The sequence below is a fragment of the Actinophytocola sp. genome (assembly GCF_035762905.1).
Lineage (GTDB): Bacteria > Actinomycetota > Actinomycetes > Mycobacteriales > Pseudonocardiaceae > DASYTH01.
The window spans coordinates 1-15,289 of record NZ_DASUCC010000078.1; the positions used below are offsets into that span (position 1 = coordinate 1).

General features: G+C 72.0%; 16 protein-coding genes. 13 read left to right on the forward strand and 3 right to left on the reverse strand.

The genetic code is table 11. The annotated features are described in order from the left end of the window. A partial coding sequence (locus VFV67_RS16125; RefSeq protein ID WP_326470889.1) for a PucR family transcriptional regulator ligand-binding domain-containing protein occupies positions 1-935 on the reverse strand: 935 nt, incomplete at its 3' end. 83 nt (positions 936-1,018) lie between these two features. On the opposite strand from VFV67_RS16125, the gene VFV67_RS16130 reads away from it, so the two are divergent. From VFV67_RS16130 to VFV67_RS16180, 11 genes are all read left to right on the forward strand, one after another. After that, positions 1,019-2,317, forward strand: coding sequence for an aspartate aminotransferase family protein (locus VFV67_RS16130; protein ID WP_326470891.1), 1,299 nt, complete (start codon positions 1,019-1,021; stop codon positions 2,315-2,317). Next, positions 2,314-3,819, forward strand: coding sequence for a CoA-acylating methylmalonate-semialdehyde dehydrogenase (locus VFV67_RS16135; protein WP_326470892.1), 1,506 nt, complete (start codon positions 2,314-2,316; stop codon positions 3,817-3,819). Before VFV67_RS16130 ends, VFV67_RS16135 begins: the two co-directional genes overlap by 4 nt. Before the next feature lie 99 nt (positions 3,820-3,918). Continuing rightward, entirely contained in the window at positions 3,919-4,455 is a 537-nt protein-coding gene (locus VFV67_RS16140; protein WP_326470893.1) for a YbaB/EbfC family nucleoid-associated protein, read from the forward strand. Between the two features lie 17 nt (positions 4,456-4,472). Then, a complete protein-coding gene (locus VFV67_RS16145) occupies positions 4,473-4,784 on the forward strand; it encodes a type VII secretion target (protein WP_326470894.1) in 312 nt (103 codons plus the stop codon). 32 nt (positions 4,785-4,816) lie between these two features. After that, positions 4,817-9,142: an RHS repeat-associated core domain-containing protein gene (locus VFV67_RS16150; RefSeq protein ID WP_326470895.1), complete on the forward strand. Its 4,326-nt coding sequence runs from the start codon at positions 4,817-4,819 to the stop codon at positions 9,140-9,142. 78 nt (positions 9,143-9,220) lie between these two features. Then, complete coding sequence (locus VFV67_RS16155; protein WP_326470896.1) at positions 9,221-9,718, forward strand: hypothetical protein; 498 nt, start codon at positions 9,221-9,223, stop codon at positions 9,716-9,718. A gap of 43 nt (positions 9,719-9,761) precedes the next feature. Beyond that, positions 9,762-10,367 carry a DUF3558 domain-containing protein gene (locus VFV67_RS16160; RefSeq protein WP_326470898.1) on the forward strand — a complete coding sequence of 202 codons (606 nt, stop codon included), beginning with the start codon at positions 9,762-9,764 and terminating at the stop codon, positions 10,365-10,367. A 1,000-nt stretch (positions 10,368-11,367) separates the two neighbouring features. After that, positions 11,368-11,616, forward strand: coding sequence for a hypothetical protein (locus VFV67_RS16165; protein ID WP_326470900.1), 249 nt, complete (start codon positions 11,368-11,370; stop codon positions 11,614-11,616). Positions 11,617-11,621: 5 nt separating this feature from the next. Then, complete coding sequence (locus tag VFV67_RS16170) at positions 11,622-12,386, forward strand: ESX secretion-associated protein EspG (protein WP_326470902.1); 765 nt, start codon at positions 11,622-11,624, stop codon at positions 12,384-12,386. A gap of 110 nt (positions 12,387-12,496) precedes the next feature. Further along, positions 12,497-12,868 (forward strand): hypothetical protein, encoded by a 372-nt coding sequence (locus VFV67_RS16175; protein WP_326470904.1) that lies wholly within the window; start codon positions 12,497-12,499, stop codon positions 12,866-12,868. Next, on the forward strand, positions 12,858-13,052 hold the full coding sequence (locus VFV67_RS16180) for a hypothetical protein (RefSeq protein WP_326470906.1): 195 nt from the start codon (positions 12,858-12,860) through the stop codon (positions 13,050-13,052). The genes VFV67_RS16175 and VFV67_RS16180 overlap by 11 nt, the downstream gene beginning before the upstream one ends. 46 nt (positions 13,053-13,098) lie before the next feature. Here VFV67_RS16180 and VFV67_RS16185 read toward each other — a convergent pair whose 3' ends face one another. Continuing rightward, positions 13,099-13,998, reverse strand: coding sequence for a S1C family serine protease (locus tag VFV67_RS16185; RefSeq protein WP_326470908.1), 900 nt, complete (start codon positions 13,996-13,998; stop codon positions 13,099-13,101). Between the two features lie 89 nt (positions 13,999-14,087). Between VFV67_RS16185 and VFV67_RS16190 the strand changes: the two genes are divergently transcribed. Together VFV67_RS16190 and VFV67_RS16195 are read left to right on the forward strand one after the other, a co-directional pair. Further along, the gene (locus VFV67_RS16190) at positions 14,088-14,411 is read left to right on the forward strand and encodes a metalloregulator ArsR/SmtB family transcription factor (RefSeq protein WP_326470909.1); all 324 of its coding nucleotides are present in this window, start codon (positions 14,088-14,090) and stop codon (positions 14,409-14,411) included. Then, positions 14,408-14,899, forward strand: a complete 492-nt coding sequence (locus VFV67_RS16195) for an SRPBCC family protein (RefSeq protein WP_326470911.1) — start codon at positions 14,408-14,410, stop codon at positions 14,897-14,899. Before VFV67_RS16190 ends, VFV67_RS16195 begins: the two co-directional genes overlap by 4 nt. On the opposite strand, the gene VFV67_RS16200 is transcribed toward VFV67_RS16195, so the two are convergent. Then, entirely contained in the window at positions 14,877-15,248 is a 372-nt protein-coding gene (locus VFV67_RS16200; RefSeq protein ID WP_326470912.1) for a cupin domain-containing protein, read from the reverse strand. The two genes, VFV67_RS16195 and VFV67_RS16200, sit on opposite strands and share 23 nt — an antisense overlap. Between the last annotated feature and the right edge of the window lie 41 nt (positions 15,249-15,289).

The window sequence follows — 15,289 nt, forward strand, 5'->3', positions numbered from 1 at the left end:
GACATGCCGAGGAGCTGGCGCCGGTCCAGCGGAACGCCGAGCGCGGTGGTGCGGGCGGTGAGGTCGGCGGGCGGGGTGGGCGAGGCGAGCAGCTCGGTCAGCAGCGTGCGGTGCGCGTGCCGTTCCAGGCTTTCCCGGTCCCGGGCGACCAGCCGGTGCACGGCCAGCGCCGACGCCGCCCGCTCGACGATCACCAGCTGGCGGTGCTGCGGCGGGTCCGGGCAGAGCAGCACCAGCCGGCCCCAGTCGTTGCCGCGGGCGCCGACCACGGTGACCAGCCAGCCGGCGTCGGCGTGGTAGCTGGTCCGCTCGGTGACGGTGACCGCCCGGGACCGGCGCGCCCACTCGGTGAGCAGCTCGCCCGGGTCGCCGCCGGCGGTGTCGTAGGCGAGCACGTCGTGCGCCAGCGTCTCCAGCACCACCGGCAGCCCGGACGCCCGGACCACCTCGCGCAGCACCTCGGTCGGCTCGGCGCCGGCGACGGTCAGCGCGGTGAACGTCTCGTGCACCTGCTCGGCCGCGCGCAGCTCGGCGACCTGCGCGTCCACGATCAGCCCGACGACCGCCTCGGTCACCGCGACGAACCGGGTCTCCCTGGACAGCGTCACCAGCGGCATGCCGTGCCGCTCCGCGGCCGACACCAGCGCTTCGGGCAGCGCGTCGCTCCAGTGCCGGACCAGCTCCACCACCAGCCCGGCCACCGCGGTGTCGGCCAGCTCGTCCACGTACCTGGTCAGCGCGGCCGGATCGTCCGGCAGTGCGATTCCGGTGGTGAGCACCAGTTCCCCGCCGCGCAGCAGGTGCGCGATGTCGGCGATCTCGGCCACGTGCACCCAGCGCACCCGACGCCCGAGCCCGGCCGCCCCGGCCACCACCTTCGGCCGGCCCTGCCGGATCGCGGGCAGCGCGATCGCGTCCGAGACCGTGGGGTACACGGGCACACTGTAAGGCTCGAGTGGTGACGGCGATACAGGTTGTCCATTGGCGCCCACCCTGGCCCCCGGCCACACTCGAACGCATGGGTGACCGAGGGTTGATCGACCGCCATCGTGCCGTGCTGCCGAACTGGCTTGCGCTGTACTACGCCGACCCGATCGAGATCGTGCACGGCCACGGCCGGCGGGTCACCGACTCGCACGGCAAGACCTATCTCGACTTCTTCGCCGGCATCCTGACCAACGCGATCGGCTACGACGTGGCCGAGATCGGCGACGCGGTCCGCAAGCAGCTCGACACCGGCATCATGCACACCTCGACGCTCTACCTGATCCGCAGCCAGGTCGAGCTGGCCGAGCGGATCGCCGAGCTGTCCGGGATCCCGGACGCCAAGGTGTTCTTCACCAACTCCGGCACCGAGGCCAACGAGACCGCGCTGATGCTGGCCACCCAGTACCGGCGCAGCAACCAGGTGCTGGCCATGCGCAACTCCTACCACGGGCGCGCGTTCGCCACGGTCGGCATCACCGGCAACCGCGGCTGGTCGGCCAGCTCGCTGTCCCCGGTGAAGGTCAGCTACGTGCACGGCGGCTACCGCTACCGCAGCCCGTTCGGCGCACTGTCCGATGTGGACTACATCAAGGCGTGCACCGACGACCTGCGCGAGATCATCCAGACCACCACCTCCGGCGACGTGGCCTGCATGATCGCCGAGCCGATCCAGGGCGTCGGCGGGTTCTGCGTGCCGCCCGACGGGCTGTACGGCGCATTCGCCGAAGTCCTTGCCGAGTACGGGATCCTGTTCATCTCCGACGAGGTGCAGACCGGCTGGGGGCGCACCGGCGAGCACTTCTGGGGCATCGACGCACACGGCGTGGTACCGGACATGATGACCTTCGCCAAGGGCCTCGGCAACGGCCTGGCGATCGGCGGCGTGGTGGCCAGGGGCGAGGTGATGGACAGCCTTGCGGCCAACTCCATCTCCACCTTCGGCGGCAACCCGGTCGCCACGGTCGGCGCGAAGGCCGTGCTGGACTACGTGTTCGACCACGACCTGCAGGCGAACGCGGCCAAGCAGGGCGCCCGGCTGATGCAGGGCCTGCGCACCATCGCCGAGCGGTCCGCCGTGGTCGGTGACCTGCGCGGCAAGGGCCTGATGATCGGCATCGAGCTGGTCGAGCCGGGCGGCAACACGCCGAGCGTGCCGGCCGCGACCGCGGTGCTCGAGGAGACCAGGGCGCGCGGCCTGCTGGTCGGCAAGGGCGGACTGCACAACAACGTGATCCGCCTGGCCCCGCCGATGACGGTGACCGAGGATGAGGTGGACGAGGCACTCGAGGCGCTGGCCGGGGCGATCGAGGCCGCCGGAGGGAGCAGGTGACCGTGCAGCCCAAACGGATCAGCCACTGGATCGACGGCAAGCCCTGGGCCGGCGTGCCGAGCCGGACCGGGGACGTGTTCGACCCGGCCACCGGAGCGCGCACCGGGCTGGTCGACTTCGCCGGACCGTCCGAAGTGGACGAAGCGGTGTCGGTCGCGGCCCGGGCGTTCGGCGAATGGCGCCACGCCTCCCTGGCCACCAGGAGCAACGTGCTGTTCGCGTTCCGGGAACTGCTCAACGCCCGCAAGCGCGACCTTGCCGAGATCGTCACCGCCGAGCACGGCAAGGTGCTCGACGACGCCGGCGGCGAGATCCAGCGCGCGCTCGAGGCGGTCGAGTTCGCCTGCGGCGTCCCGCATCTGCTCAAGGGCGGGTTCAGCGAGAACGTGTCCCGCAAGGTGGACGTCTACTCCATCCGCCAGCCGCTCGGCGTGGTCGGGGTGATCTCGCCGTTCAACTTCCCGGCCATGGTGCCGCTGTGGTTCGTGCCCAACGCCATCGCCTGCGGAAACGCCGTTGTGCTCAAGCCGTCGGAGAAGGACCCGTCGGCGGCGAACTTCCTGGCCGAGCTGTGGGCCGAGGCGGGCCTGCCGGACGGCGTGCTCAACGTGCTGCACGGGGACAAGGAGGCGGTCGACGGGCTGCTCAACCATCCGACCGTGCGCGGCATCTCGTTCGTCGGCTCAACGCCGATCGCCCGGTACGTCTACGAGACCGGAACCCGCAACGGCAAACGGGTCCAGGCCCTCGGCGGCGCGAAGAACCACATGGTGGTGCTGCCCGACGCCGACCTCGCCCTGGCCGCGGACGCCGCGGTGTCGGCCGGGTTCGGCTCCGCAGGCGAGCGCTGCATGGCGATCTCCGTGGTGGTCGCGGTGGGCCCGGTCGGTGACGAGCTGGTCGGCAAGATCGGCTCGCGGATGGCCGGGCTGCGCATCGGCGACGGCCGGCGACCCGGCTGCGAGATGGGACCGCTGGTCACCCGCCTGCACCGGGACCGCGTCGCGTCCTATGTGGACGCCGGGGTGGCGCAGGGGGCGACGCTGGCGGTGGACGGCCGCGACCACCCGGTGGACGGCGACGACTCGGGTTACTGGCTCGGCCCGACCCTGTTCGACCACGTCCAGCCGGAGATGTCCATCTACACCGACGAGATCTTCGGGCCGGTGCTGTCCGTGGTCCGGGTGCCCAGCTACGAGGCCGCGGTCGAACTGGTCAACCTCAACCCGTACGGCAACGGGACGGCGATCTACACCAACGACGGGGGAGCCGCCCGGCGGTACCAGAACGAGATCGAGGTCGGCATGGTCGGCGTGAACGTGCCGATCCCGGTGCCGGTCGGCTACTACTCCTTCGGCGGCTGGAAGGACTCGCTGTTCGGCGACACCCACGCGTACGGTCCGGACGGCATCCACTTCTTCACCAGGACCAAGGTCGTCACCGGCCGCTGGCTGGACCCGTCGCACGGCGGGATCAACCTCGGATTCCCACGCAACGACTGACCGGACAAGAACCCACGAACCGGTAACGGTTGCCGGGCGCTGCCCGTATTGTCTTCGCAGTTGCCCTGACCCGGACCGCGCCATTGTGGGGAGTGTTGGATGGTTGACTCGGTCTCCGAAGCGATGCGGATGGTCGACGACTGGGAGCGGGACGCGACCGAGAAGGCGGCTCGGTTCCAGCGCATGGCCGAGCAGGTCGAGCAGGTCACCATCACCGAGTCGGTGGCCAACGGTGCGGTGAGCGTGACCGTCGGATCCAACGGTCTGCCCACCAACGTGGCCATGTCCGACGGGGTGCGGTCGATGGAGCCGGACGAGATCGCCGCCAACGTGATGGCCGCGATGCGCAAGGCGCAGTCGCGCTACCCGCAGCGGCTGGCCGAGATCCTGGCCGAGACGGTCGGCACCGAGGACCCGGCGGCCCGGCACATTCTGGCCAAGGCGGAGGAGAGCTTCCCGTCCGTGCCGGACGAGCCGGCCGAGCCGGCCGGGCGCCCGCTCGGCACGCCGGGCCGGATGAACATCGGTGGGGTCGAAGAGGACGAGGAGCCCCCGCCCCATCCCGTCAAGCCGCCGCGCCGGGCGCCGACCGACGGCGGGGACGAGGACTTCGGCGACGGCTCGATCTACCGCTGACGGAGAGGCCACTGCCCATGGACGGCTACGAGGTGCTGACCGGTGAGCTCGACGCGCACGCCGGGCGGGTGGACGGGCTGACCGACCGGTTACGGACGGCGGCCGACGCCGCCAACCAGGTCACCATGAACAACGACGCCTACGGCGTGGTCTGCCAGCCGTTCGCGCAGCTGCTGCAACCGTTCGAGGAGCTGGGGGTGCGGGCGCTGCGGCAGGGCGTCGACGCGCTCGCCGACACCGCGCGCAAGGTGCGCGACACCGCCAAGGGTTACACGACGACCGACACCTCGGAGGCCGCCCAGTACCAGGGCATGGAGGGCGATCTGTAGTGCCGGAAGGCAACCCGCCGGGTGCCTCGTCCGTGGACACCACCACGGAGGCGACCGGGACGGGACTCGCCGAGTCCTGTGCCGACGTGGCGCACGGGTTGTCGAACGGGGACTGGGTGGATGCCGGGCTCGGCGGGACGGACGCCGGGCTCGAGGTGTTGTCGCTGGTGGTCGACCCGGTGGGAACGCTGACGTCCTACGGGGTGACGTGGCCGATCGATCTTGTCCGGCCGTTGCAGGACGCGCTGGACGCCTTTGCCGGGAACCCGCCGGTGATCCGGGCGTTCGCCGAGACCTGGGCCGGGGTGGCCGCCGAGGTGGACCGGGTGGCCGGCGAACTGGTCACCGAGGCCGCGGCCGGTACGACCGGGTGGCGGGGGGAGGCCGGGGACGCCTATCGCGGGCAGGCCAGCGGGGCGGCGGACGCGGTGGCCGGACTGGGCGCGCTCGCGTCCGGGATCTCCGCCGGCGCGATGATCATGGGCGAGGCCGTGGCGTTCGTCCGGCAGCGCATCCAGATCCTGGTGGGGGATCTGGTCGGGCGGCTGATCTCGTGGACCATGGCGGCGGCCGGCACACCCGGGCTGGCCACCCCGGCCGTGCTGGCGCGGGCCACCGCGGCGATCTCCGAGACCGTCGGCGCGGTCGCCGACCTGGTGCGAAAGCTGGTCCGGACCATCGGCAACGTCGCGCCGCGGATCCGCCGGGTGCTCGACAAGCTGGACGAGATCATCGCCAAGCTGACCCGCGATGCCGAGGGAACGACCACGCCGTCCGGAGCGGTCCCGGCGCCACCGCCGGCCGCACCGGCCACGGCGCCGGCCGGGACCCCGGACGGCCCGGTCGGTTCGGACCCACCGGACGTTCCCGCGGCGGCCGATCCGGCCAACGGCGGCACCGCCGTCCCGCCCGCCGGCCGGACCAGCCGGCCGGACAACCCACGCACCACCTGTTTCCCGGTTTCCGGGCGGCGCTGCCGCAACGACCCGGTCGACGTGTCGTCCGGGGAGATGGTGCTGCACCAGGTGGACGTCGAGCTCGACGGGCGGATGCCGCTGGTGCTCACCCGCACGCACGTCTCCACCTACCGCGCCGGGCGCTCGTTCGGCCGGTCCTGGTCCACCACGCTGGACCAGCGGCTGGAGTTCGATGCCGACGGCGTCGTGCTGGTCGCCGAGGAGGGCATGATCCTGGTCTACCCGCGGCCGGACGGCGACGATCCGGTGCTGCCCGAGGAGGGTCCGCGCTGGCCGCTGTCGGTCACCGGCGACGGCCACCAGGTGATCACCGACGGCGGCCGGATCCTGCACTTCGCCGGGTCCGCCGCGGACACCGTGCCGCTGGCCGCGATCGGCGACCGCAACGGCAACCGGATCGACGTGCTGCGCGACGCCGACGGCCGGCCGACCGAGGTCCGGCACTCCGGCGGCTACCGGATCGGCATCGACAGCGCCGACGGCCTGATCACCGGCCTGCGGCTGATCAGCCAGGACGGCTCCGGCGACGTGCGGCTGCTGCGGTACGGCTACGACGAGGACGGCCGGCTCACCGAGGTGACCAACTCCTCCGCCGCCGCACTGCGGTTCGGCTACGACACCGCTGGGCGGATCGTGCGGTGGGAGGATCGCAACGGCCAGTGGTACGGCTACACCTACAACCGGCGCGGTCAGTGCATCCGCACCGACGGCTCCGGCGGCTTCCTGGCCGGCGGCTTCGACTACCGGGACCGGTTCACGATCGTCACCGACTCCTACGGCCACCAGACCCGGTACCACTTCAACGAGGCCCGCCAGGTGGTCCGCGAGGTCGACCCGCTCGGCCACGCCGCCGTCTCCGAGTGGGACCGGCACGACCGGCTGCTCTCCCGCACCGACCCGCTCGGCCGCACGATCCGGTACGACTACGACGACAACGGCGAGACGACCGCCGTCGTGCATCCGGACGGCAGCCGCACCACCGTCACGTTCAACCCGCTGCGGCTGCCGCTGACCGTCATCGACCCGGACGGCGCGGTGTGGCGGCGGGAGTACGACGAACGCGGCAACCTGCTGTCCGAGACCGACCCGGCCGGCGCCACCACCCGGTACTCCTACACCTCCAACGGGCGGCTCACCTCGATCGCCGACCCGCTCGGCCACGCCCGGCGGGTGACCACCAACGCCGCCGGGCTGCCGGTCGCGGTCACCGACCCGCTCGGCGCCACCCGGCGCTACGTGCGGGACGTGTTCGGCCGGGTGGCCCAGGTGATCGATCCGGAGGGCGGGGTCACCCGGCTGCGGTGGACCGTCGAGGGCCGGCTGATCGCGCGCACCCTGCCGGACGGCGCCACCGAGCACTGGCGCTACGACGGTGAGGGCAACCCGATCGAGCACACCGATCCGTCCGGAGCGGTCACCCGCACCGAGTACACCGGCTTCGACCTGCCGGCCGCCCGCATCGGGCCGGACGGGGCGCGCCACGAGTTCGGCTACGACACCGAGTTGCGGCTGGTGTCCGTGACCGACCCGCAGGGCCTGGTGTGGAGCTACGGCTACGACGCGGCCGGGCGGCTGGTGTCCGAGACCGACTTCAACGGCCGGCGCACCGCCTACGGCTACGACCGGGCCAACCAGCTGATCCATCGCACCAACGGTGCCGGCGAGACGGTCCGGTACACCCGCAACACGATGGGCCGGATCACCGAGAAGCGCGCGGCCGGCGTGCTGACGACGTTCGGCTACGACACGATCGGCCGGCTGGTGCACGCCAGCAACCCGGACGCCGAGGTGATCTTCCAGCGGGACCCGATGGGGCGGGTGCTGGTCGAGTCGGTCAACGGGCGGGCGGTGTCCTCGGTGTACGACGTGGCCGGGCGCCGGCTGCGGCTGACCACGCCGTCCGGGGCGGACGCGCGCTGGGAGTACGACCCCAACGACCGGCCGGTCGCGCTGCACACCGGCGGGCACACCATGCGGTTCGGCTACGACCGGGCCGGCCGGGAGATCCTGCGCGGCCTCGGTGCCGGCGCGGTGCTGGCGCAGACCTGGGACCCCAACGGCCGGCTGGCCGCGCAGGCGGTCACCGCGCCGGACCTGTACGCGCCGCAGGATGCCCGGCGGGCGCGTCAGGTGCGGCGGCGGGACTACCGGTACCGGGCGAACGGCCAACTGGTCGGCGTGCACGACGAGGCGGGGGGAACGCGGCGGTTCGAACTGGACCCGGCCGGCCGGCTCCTCGCCGTGCTCGGTGATGACTGGACCGAGCGGTACGGCTACGACCCGTCCGGCAACATCAGCGCCGCCACCTGGCCGCTGCCGCCGGACGCCTCCGGCGGCGACGACCAGGGCCGGCGCGAGTACACCGGCACGCTGATCTCCCGGGCCGGGAACATGCACTACCGGCACGACGCGCAGGGCCGGATGATCCTGCGCCAGCGCCGCACCCTGTCCGGCAAGACGCTGAGCTGGCGGTTCACCTGGGACGCCGAGGACCGGCTGGTCGGCGTGGTCACCCCGACCGGCACCCGGTGGCGCTACCTGTACGACCCGCTCGGCCGCCGGATCGCCAAGCAGCGACTGGGCGACACCGGCGTCGCCGAACAGATCGACTTCAGCTGGGACGGCCTGGTGCTCGCCGAACAGATCCACTCGCGCGGCCACGCCATCACCTGGAACTGGGCCGCAGGCGAGTTCCGCCCACTGACCCAGACCGAGCGGATCCGAGTGCGCGAGGCCCCCCAGGAATGGATCGACCAGCAGTTCTACGCCCTGATCACCGACCTGGTCGGCGCCCCGACCGAACTCATCGACCCGAACGGACGGCTAGCCTGGCAACGCCTGAGCACCGCCTGGGGCCTGCTGATCACCACCCCCGCCCCCGCCGGCCCGGACTGCCCCCTGCGCTTCCCCGGCCAGTACCACGACCAGGAAACCGGCCACCACTACAACTACTTCCGCCACTACGACCCGGCCAGCGCCCGCTACGCCAGCGCCGACCCACTCGGCCTCGCCCCCGCCCCCAACCCGCACACCTACGTCCACAACCCCACAACCTGGGCCGACCCCCTCGGCCTGACCCCGTGCCCGCACTACACCCCGCCCGGCACGGCGTACGTCTACCGCCACGGACACGCGGCCAACCCACCCCGCCTGCCCGGCCACCCCGCCCCGGAGCGCACCGAGTACCAAGCCGACCCCACCCGCCCCCCTGCCCCTGCCCCTACCCTTGCCCGCGCCCCGGCCGGCTGGGACCCGCGCGGCGACCCGGTCGCCGGCGGTCAGGTCCTGATCACCGAACCGACCCCGCCCCTCTGGTCCCACTACCCGCCCGGCGAAGTCGTGACCACGTACCCCCACGAGCACGGAACCACCGCCGGGTGACCACCGTCCGAACGGATGTCGCTCACCGCCGGTAAGCTGCCGGCAGGTCCCGCACGCAGCCAGTAAGGGGAGGTCGACGTGCCAGACGGAACCACGGGAACCAACCAACCCCCCTCCTCCGACCCCACGGCTTCCGACCCCCCGCCCGCCCCCGGCGACCAGATCCAGACCGAGATCGCCCTCTCCCGCGTCATCGACACCCTCGGCGGCCTCTTCGGCTCCAACTGGACCGCCCCCACCGCAGGCGGCGGCGGCACCGGCGGCCAATTCATGTTCGCCAGCATCGAACAACTGGACAGCGTCATCGCCCAGTGGCGGGCCGAAGTTCAGGCGATCTCCGCGGACGGCAACGAGATCCAGCAGGCAGTGGCCGACATCGGAGAACCGGCCGATGACGGGATGAGCACAGGCCATGCCGACGCCGCCCGGAAGTCGTTGACGACGTTGCTCGAGCACAATTTCGCCATGCAGGATTACGCCACCCAGTACCTGGACAAGCTGCTGGCCAGCCGGCAAAGCATGGTGAACAGCGACCTGACCGGCCGGGACCGGATGACCAGCGAAGACAGGGGTTGATGCAGTGCCCTCGGGTCCCCTCACGTTGACCGTCGCCTCCGCCGTGGCGCTGGTCCTGCTTGCCGGGTGCACGGCCAAGCAGGAGGGCACCGCGACGCCCACACCCGGTACCGGCGGCGACACGAGCACTCGAACAACGGGCTCTACCGGGTCGCCGTCCGGCACCAACAATTCGCCGAAGATCGACGCGCCGCTGGATGCCACTCGGTTCCTGTCCCAGCCCTGCGCAGTGCTTTCCCCGACCCAACTGCAAGCGTTCAACATCAGCAACCCGGGTACTCCGCACACTGACGATCCGACGGCCAGGTCCACCGGACCTTATTGTAACTGGAGTTCCGATGATCCCGTGCCGCGAGGAATTTCGGTCGGATTTCTCGTAAGTAACAAGAATGGCTTGGCCGATACGATCCGGGGTGGGCGAGCGGCGTTTCCCGGCTATTTCGAGCCCGCAGAGGTGGACGGTTATCCGGCAGTGTTCAACGACCTGGTCGATGGCCGGAGCAGGGGGATCTGCAACATCACGGTCGGAATTTCCAACACGTTGGCATTCCGGGCCGCCGAGTCGTGGGACCGGAAACGTGGTACGCAATCGTGTGAGGGTGCCAAGCAGATAGCGGCCGCGGTAATCACATCGTTGAAGGGGGAATGAAATGGACGGCGGCGGCGCGTCCTCCTGCATGTCCGGTGACGCCATCTACCAGAACTTCCAGCAGGGCGCCGGACCTGCACGGCTCATCACGGCATCGGACCGGCTCAAGGGGCTGATCGGGAACTACGAGAACCGGCTCCAATCGATTAGCGACCTTACGGTGCGGATGGAGTCGGCTTGGCAGGGGGATGCTTCGGGGGCGGCTCGACGGGGGGCGGGGCCGTTGGCGGTGGAGCATGGGATGGCGGCGCCGGAGATGAATACGGCGCAGAGCATGATTGATCGGCAGGTGGCGGTTTTCGAGAAGACCAAGAACTCGGTTGTTCCGGTGCCGCCTATGCCGCAGGAGCCTGGGTTTTGGGACAATTTTACTTCGTTGGGCGGGGCCAGTCGGACTTATGAGCGGGAGCAGGAGGAGTATAACGCCGCTAATGAGCGCAATGTTACGGCCATGCGGACCTACGAAGATGTGACGGGGCAGAATACTTCGGGGATGCCGACGTCTTACGGGTCGATTCAGCCGGATCATTCGGCGATCGGGATTCAGGAGCGGCAGGCGCAGGATCAGATCGGGCAGGCGCAGCCGCCGCCGTCGGTGTCGACCGGGGGAGGCGGGTCCCGTGGGGGTACCGGCGGGCCGGGTCCGGTGCCGGGGCCGGGTGGGTCGGGGAATCCGAGTGGTCCGGGGCCGACCGGGCCGACCCGGCCAGGGCCCGGGGGGACCGATCCGGACAACTTCGTGCCGGGGCCGGGACCGACGCCGGGGCCGGGACCGATTCCCAATCCGGGGCCCAACCCGGGTCAGCCGCCGGTGTTCATGCCGGGGCCGGGACCGGTGCCCACGTTCAACCCGACGGGCGGCGGCGGTGGCACCGGGAGCGGACCCGGTGGGCCGGGTGGCCGCGGCGCCGGGCCCGGGGGATCGGGCGGGCCGGGTGGCCAGGGCGCGCGGGGGTTCGGGCCGGTCAGCGGTGGCGCACCGTTCGGCGAGGAGGGCCGGATGGCCGCTCGCGGCGGCGCGACGGCGCTGGGGCCGGGTGCGGCCGCGGCGGCGGAGGCCGCAGGGGGCGGTGGGCGTGGCGCGGCCGGTGGGCGGGCCGCCGGCATGGGCGGCATGCCGATGGGTGGCGCGCGCGGCCAGGGTGACGAGGACACCGAGCACAAGCGGCCGTCGTTCCTGGTCGAGGCCGACCCGGACGAGACGTTCGGCACCGACGAGGTCACCGCACCGCCGGTGATCGGGGAATAACGACGGTGGTGCTACCGAAGCGGCTGACCCTGCCGGCCGAGACGCTGGCCCGGATGGTCGCGCTGGAGAGCCTCGGCGAACTGCACATCACGCTCAAGCCGCCGGCCATGTGGCGGCCCCGGCACCTCGAGGACGAGGAGGAAGCCCGGGCACGCGCGGAGTTCCGGCGCCTTGGCCTGTTCGACCGCCGGGGCCGGCTGGACGTGGAGCTGGTCGCGAGCCTGGCCGTGCTGTGCCGGCCGGGGGTGGAGTTCTACGGCTGGATCAGCCGGGACGAGACGACGATCGGGGTGCTGGCCGCGGCCATCGGCCGGGAGGCGGTGCTGGCCGTGCGCACCGGCGACCAGGTGACGCTGAGCCAGATCCGACCGGAGACCCTGCCCGAGTCGCTGGTCGGCCAGAGCGCGGACATCCCGCCCGGCCGGGGCGACGCGTTCAGCATGCTGCAGTCCGAGGCGCTGGCCTCGGCCGGCGGGCATCGGCGTACCGAGGCCGGGGTCGGCACCCGGATGGCCAGCGCCGAGGTGCGGCTGGCGCAGAAGATCGCCGAGCAGCCCACCACCGGCGGCGGGCAGCTGTCGGTGGCGGTCCGGGACGGCATCGGCCGGCGCAAGGCCAGCCCGCATCCGCTGCGGTTCGCCGACACACCCAACGGCCGCTGGCTCAACCAGACCACCCCGGTGGGCAACGGCGACAACCGGATCTTCATCGCTCCCGCCTCGCACCGCGATCTGGTGCACCGGTTACAGGAGATGCACCGGGCGCTGTGAGCGAGGGATGGCCGGCGGGGAGTGGCCGGTGCACTGGGCGCTGTGTGGGATGGTGTCGGCCATAGGAGAGGTGGCCGGTGTGGTGGGCGTTGTGGGGGGAGAATCCCGCTGTGCAGACGGTCGCGGTGGTGGTGTTCGGGGTCGGGGTGGTCGCGGTCGCGGTGGGGGTGGCGGCGGTGGTGCGGCTGCGCGGGGAGGTGCGGCGGCTGGGTGAGCGGGCGGCGCGAACGGCGCGGCGGGTGGAGGCGCTGCCGCCGGATCTGTCGAAGGTGCTCGGCACCGAGGACCGGCATGTGATCTCGGTGGAGTTGCTCAACCTGTTCGAGCTGGCACACCGGGAGACCTGGGTGGCCAGGCCGCTGAGCCTGCTCACCCCGAGACTGCTGAGAGACGCCATTCACCGGCGGCTGGTCGGCCGGGTGCGGGCGAACCTGGCCAGCTCCGGGGTGCGGGCCGACGTGCGGCTGCACCGTGTCCGCTGACCTGGTCCTGGCGGCCGGGCTGGTGCTGCTGGTCGGGGCGACGGTACTGCTGGCGCTGGCCCGGCGGCTCGGGCGGGAGGTCCGCCGGGTCGACTGGCTGTTGACCAGGACCGAGGCGGCGATCGGCGAGGCGGAGCGGGCCGGGCGGGTGCGGGCGGACCTCAGGACCGAGGACCCGGAATGACGGCGGGCCACCGCGTTCGGCGCGGTGGCCCGCTCTGGTACAGCGTTCAGCTGATCACCTCCTTGGCCGAGTTGATCGGGATGGCGAACCCGATCCCGACGCTGCCCGCCGCGCCGTCCGGCCCGGACACCGGCGAGTAGATGGCGGAGTTGATGCCGATCACCTGGCCGGCGGCGTTGAACAGCGGCCCGCCGGAGTTGCCCTGGTTGATCGAGGCGTCGGTCTGGATGGCGTGGTAGCTCACCGACGGGTCGGCGCCGCCGCGGGAGAACGGATACGGGCTCTGCGAGCGCTCCGAGTCGGGCACGTTCACCTCGCGGTCCAGCGCGCTGACGATGCCGGTGGTGACCGTGCCCTGCAGGCCGCCGGGCGAGCCGATCGCGATCACCTCGTCGCCGATCTTCACCGCACCGGAGTCGCCGAGCGTGGCGGCGGTCAGGCCGTCGACGCCCTGCGCGGTCAGCACGGCCAGGTCGTTGCTCGGGTCGGTTCCGGTCACGGCGGCGGGCACGGTCCGGCCGTCGGAGAGCGTCACGGTGATCTGATCGGCGCCGGACACCACGTGGTTGTTGGTGAGGATCTTGCCGTCGGTGCTGATGATCACGCCGGAGCCGACGCCCTGCGAACCGCCGGCGCTCACGTTGACCTGCACGACGCTCGGCATCACCTTGGCCACCACGGCGGTGACGTCGGTCGGGGCGTTGGCGGACACCGGCTGGGCCGAGGCGCCGGTGCTGACCGCGACCGGGCTGTCCGGCGCGAAGACGAGGGCGCCGACCGCGCCGCCCAGCCCGCCGGCGACGAGCGTGACCGCGGCGGCGAGAGCGACCGTGCCGCGGCGGACCCGGCGCGGCGGGGCAGGTGGTGTCGGCGGCGCGACCGGCGTCATCCACGGCTGGTAGGCGAAGGGCTGCTGCTGCGCGGGGGTGCTGGGGTTCTCGGTCATGGTTCAACGATGCGACCCAGGCGTGAGAGCAACCTGTGAATACCCGCAGGTCTTGCCAAGAAGACTAGGTAAGTTGTAGCTTACCGTTCGTGCCCACTTACCAACTCGCCGGGCTGGGCGCGCTCGGCGACCCGACCCGGCGGGCGATCTTCGAGCGGCTGGCCACCCGCCCGATGGCCGTCGGAGAGCTGGCCCGGGAGCTGCCGATCAGCCGGCCCGCCGTCTCCCAGCACCTGAGGGTGCTCAAGGAGGTAGGTCTGGTGCTGGACCGGGCCGAGGGCACCCGGCGGCTCTACCGGGTCGACCCCCGCGGCGTGCAGGCCCTGCGGACCTATCTGGACACGCTGTGGGACAAGGCGTTGGCGGCCTTCGCCGACGCCGTGGAACGTACCGAGGAAGGAACCGAGCAATGACCCAGCAGGCCGAGCGGACCGGCACCGCGATCCGCCGGACCCTCATCGTGAACGCGCCACGGGACCGCGCCTTCGTGGTGTTCGCCGAGCGGTTCGGCACCTGGTGGCCGCGCGATCACCACCTCGGCGAGGCCGACCTGGCCGAGGCGATCATCGAGCCGGCCGCCGGGGGACGGCTCTACGAGCGCAACGTGGACGGCTCCGAGCACGACTGGGGCCGGGTGCTCGTCTACGAGCCGCCGCACCGGCTGGTGCTGGCCTGGCACCTGCAGGGGGACTGGAAGTTCAACCCGGACCCGGCCAAGGCCAGCGAGGTGGAGGTGCGGTTCCTGGCCGAGGGCCCGGACCGGACCCGGGTCGAGTTCGAGCACCGGCACATCGAGCGGCACGACGGCGCCGCCGACGTGCTGCGCGGGGTCGACGCGTCCAACGGCTGGTCGGACAACCTCGGGCGGTACGTTGCGGTTACTGCGCCCACGGCGGCCTGATCTTGCTGCCATCCGCGCCGGTGCCGACGAACCCGGCGCGGATGGCCACGTACAGCTCGGCCGGCCCGTCCCCGGTGTTCACCAGCGCGATCGGCGCGCCGGCCGGCACGACCACCGCGTCGCCCGGCCCGGCCTCGTCGCCGTCCGGGGTCACCCGCACCGTGCCGGACAGCACCATGAACACCTCGTCCTGGTCCAGCGTGTGTGGCGGTGGCTCGGTCCGGCCCGGTTCGACCGAAAGGCGCCAGGTGCACAGCCCGGCCGAGCCCCGGCTCGGCGCGGCAAGGGCGGTGAACTCGACCCCGGGCAGCTGGAACCGGGGCGCGTCCGCATACCGGATCACCGTCATGTTCTTCCCTCCAGATAGACAAGTCAGCTTGTTCAATTGCG

Bases quoted from the DNA above. Each gene is read 5' to 3' on its own strand.
- VFV67_RS16130 (WP_326470891.1), top strand. From the start codon at position 1,019: ATGGGTGACCGAGGGTTGATCGACCGCCATCGTGCCGTGCTGCCGAAC.
- VFV67_RS16140 (WP_326470893.1), top strand. From the start codon at position 3,919: ATGGTTGACTCGGTCTCCGAAGCGATGCGGATGGTCGACGACTGGGAG.
- VFV67_RS16145 (WP_326470894.1), top strand. From the start codon at position 4,473: ATGGACGGCTACGAGGTGCTGACCGGTGAGCTCGACGCGCACGCCGGG.
- VFV67_RS16165 (WP_326470900.1), top strand. From the start codon at position 11,368: ATGGCCGCTCGCGGCGGCGCGACGGCGCTGGGGCCGGGTGCGGCCGCG.
- VFV67_RS16185 (WP_326470908.1), bottom strand. From the start codon at position 13,998: ATGACCGAGAACCCCAGCACCCCCGCGCAGCAGCAGCCCTTCGCCTAC.
- VFV67_RS16195 (WP_326470911.1), top strand. From the start codon at position 14,408: ATGACCCAGCAGGCCGAGCGGACCGGCACCGCGATCCGCCGGACCCTC.
- VFV67_RS16200 (WP_326470912.1), bottom strand. From the start codon at position 15,248: ATGACGGTGATCCGGTATGCGGACGCGCCCCGGTTCCAGCTGCCCGGG.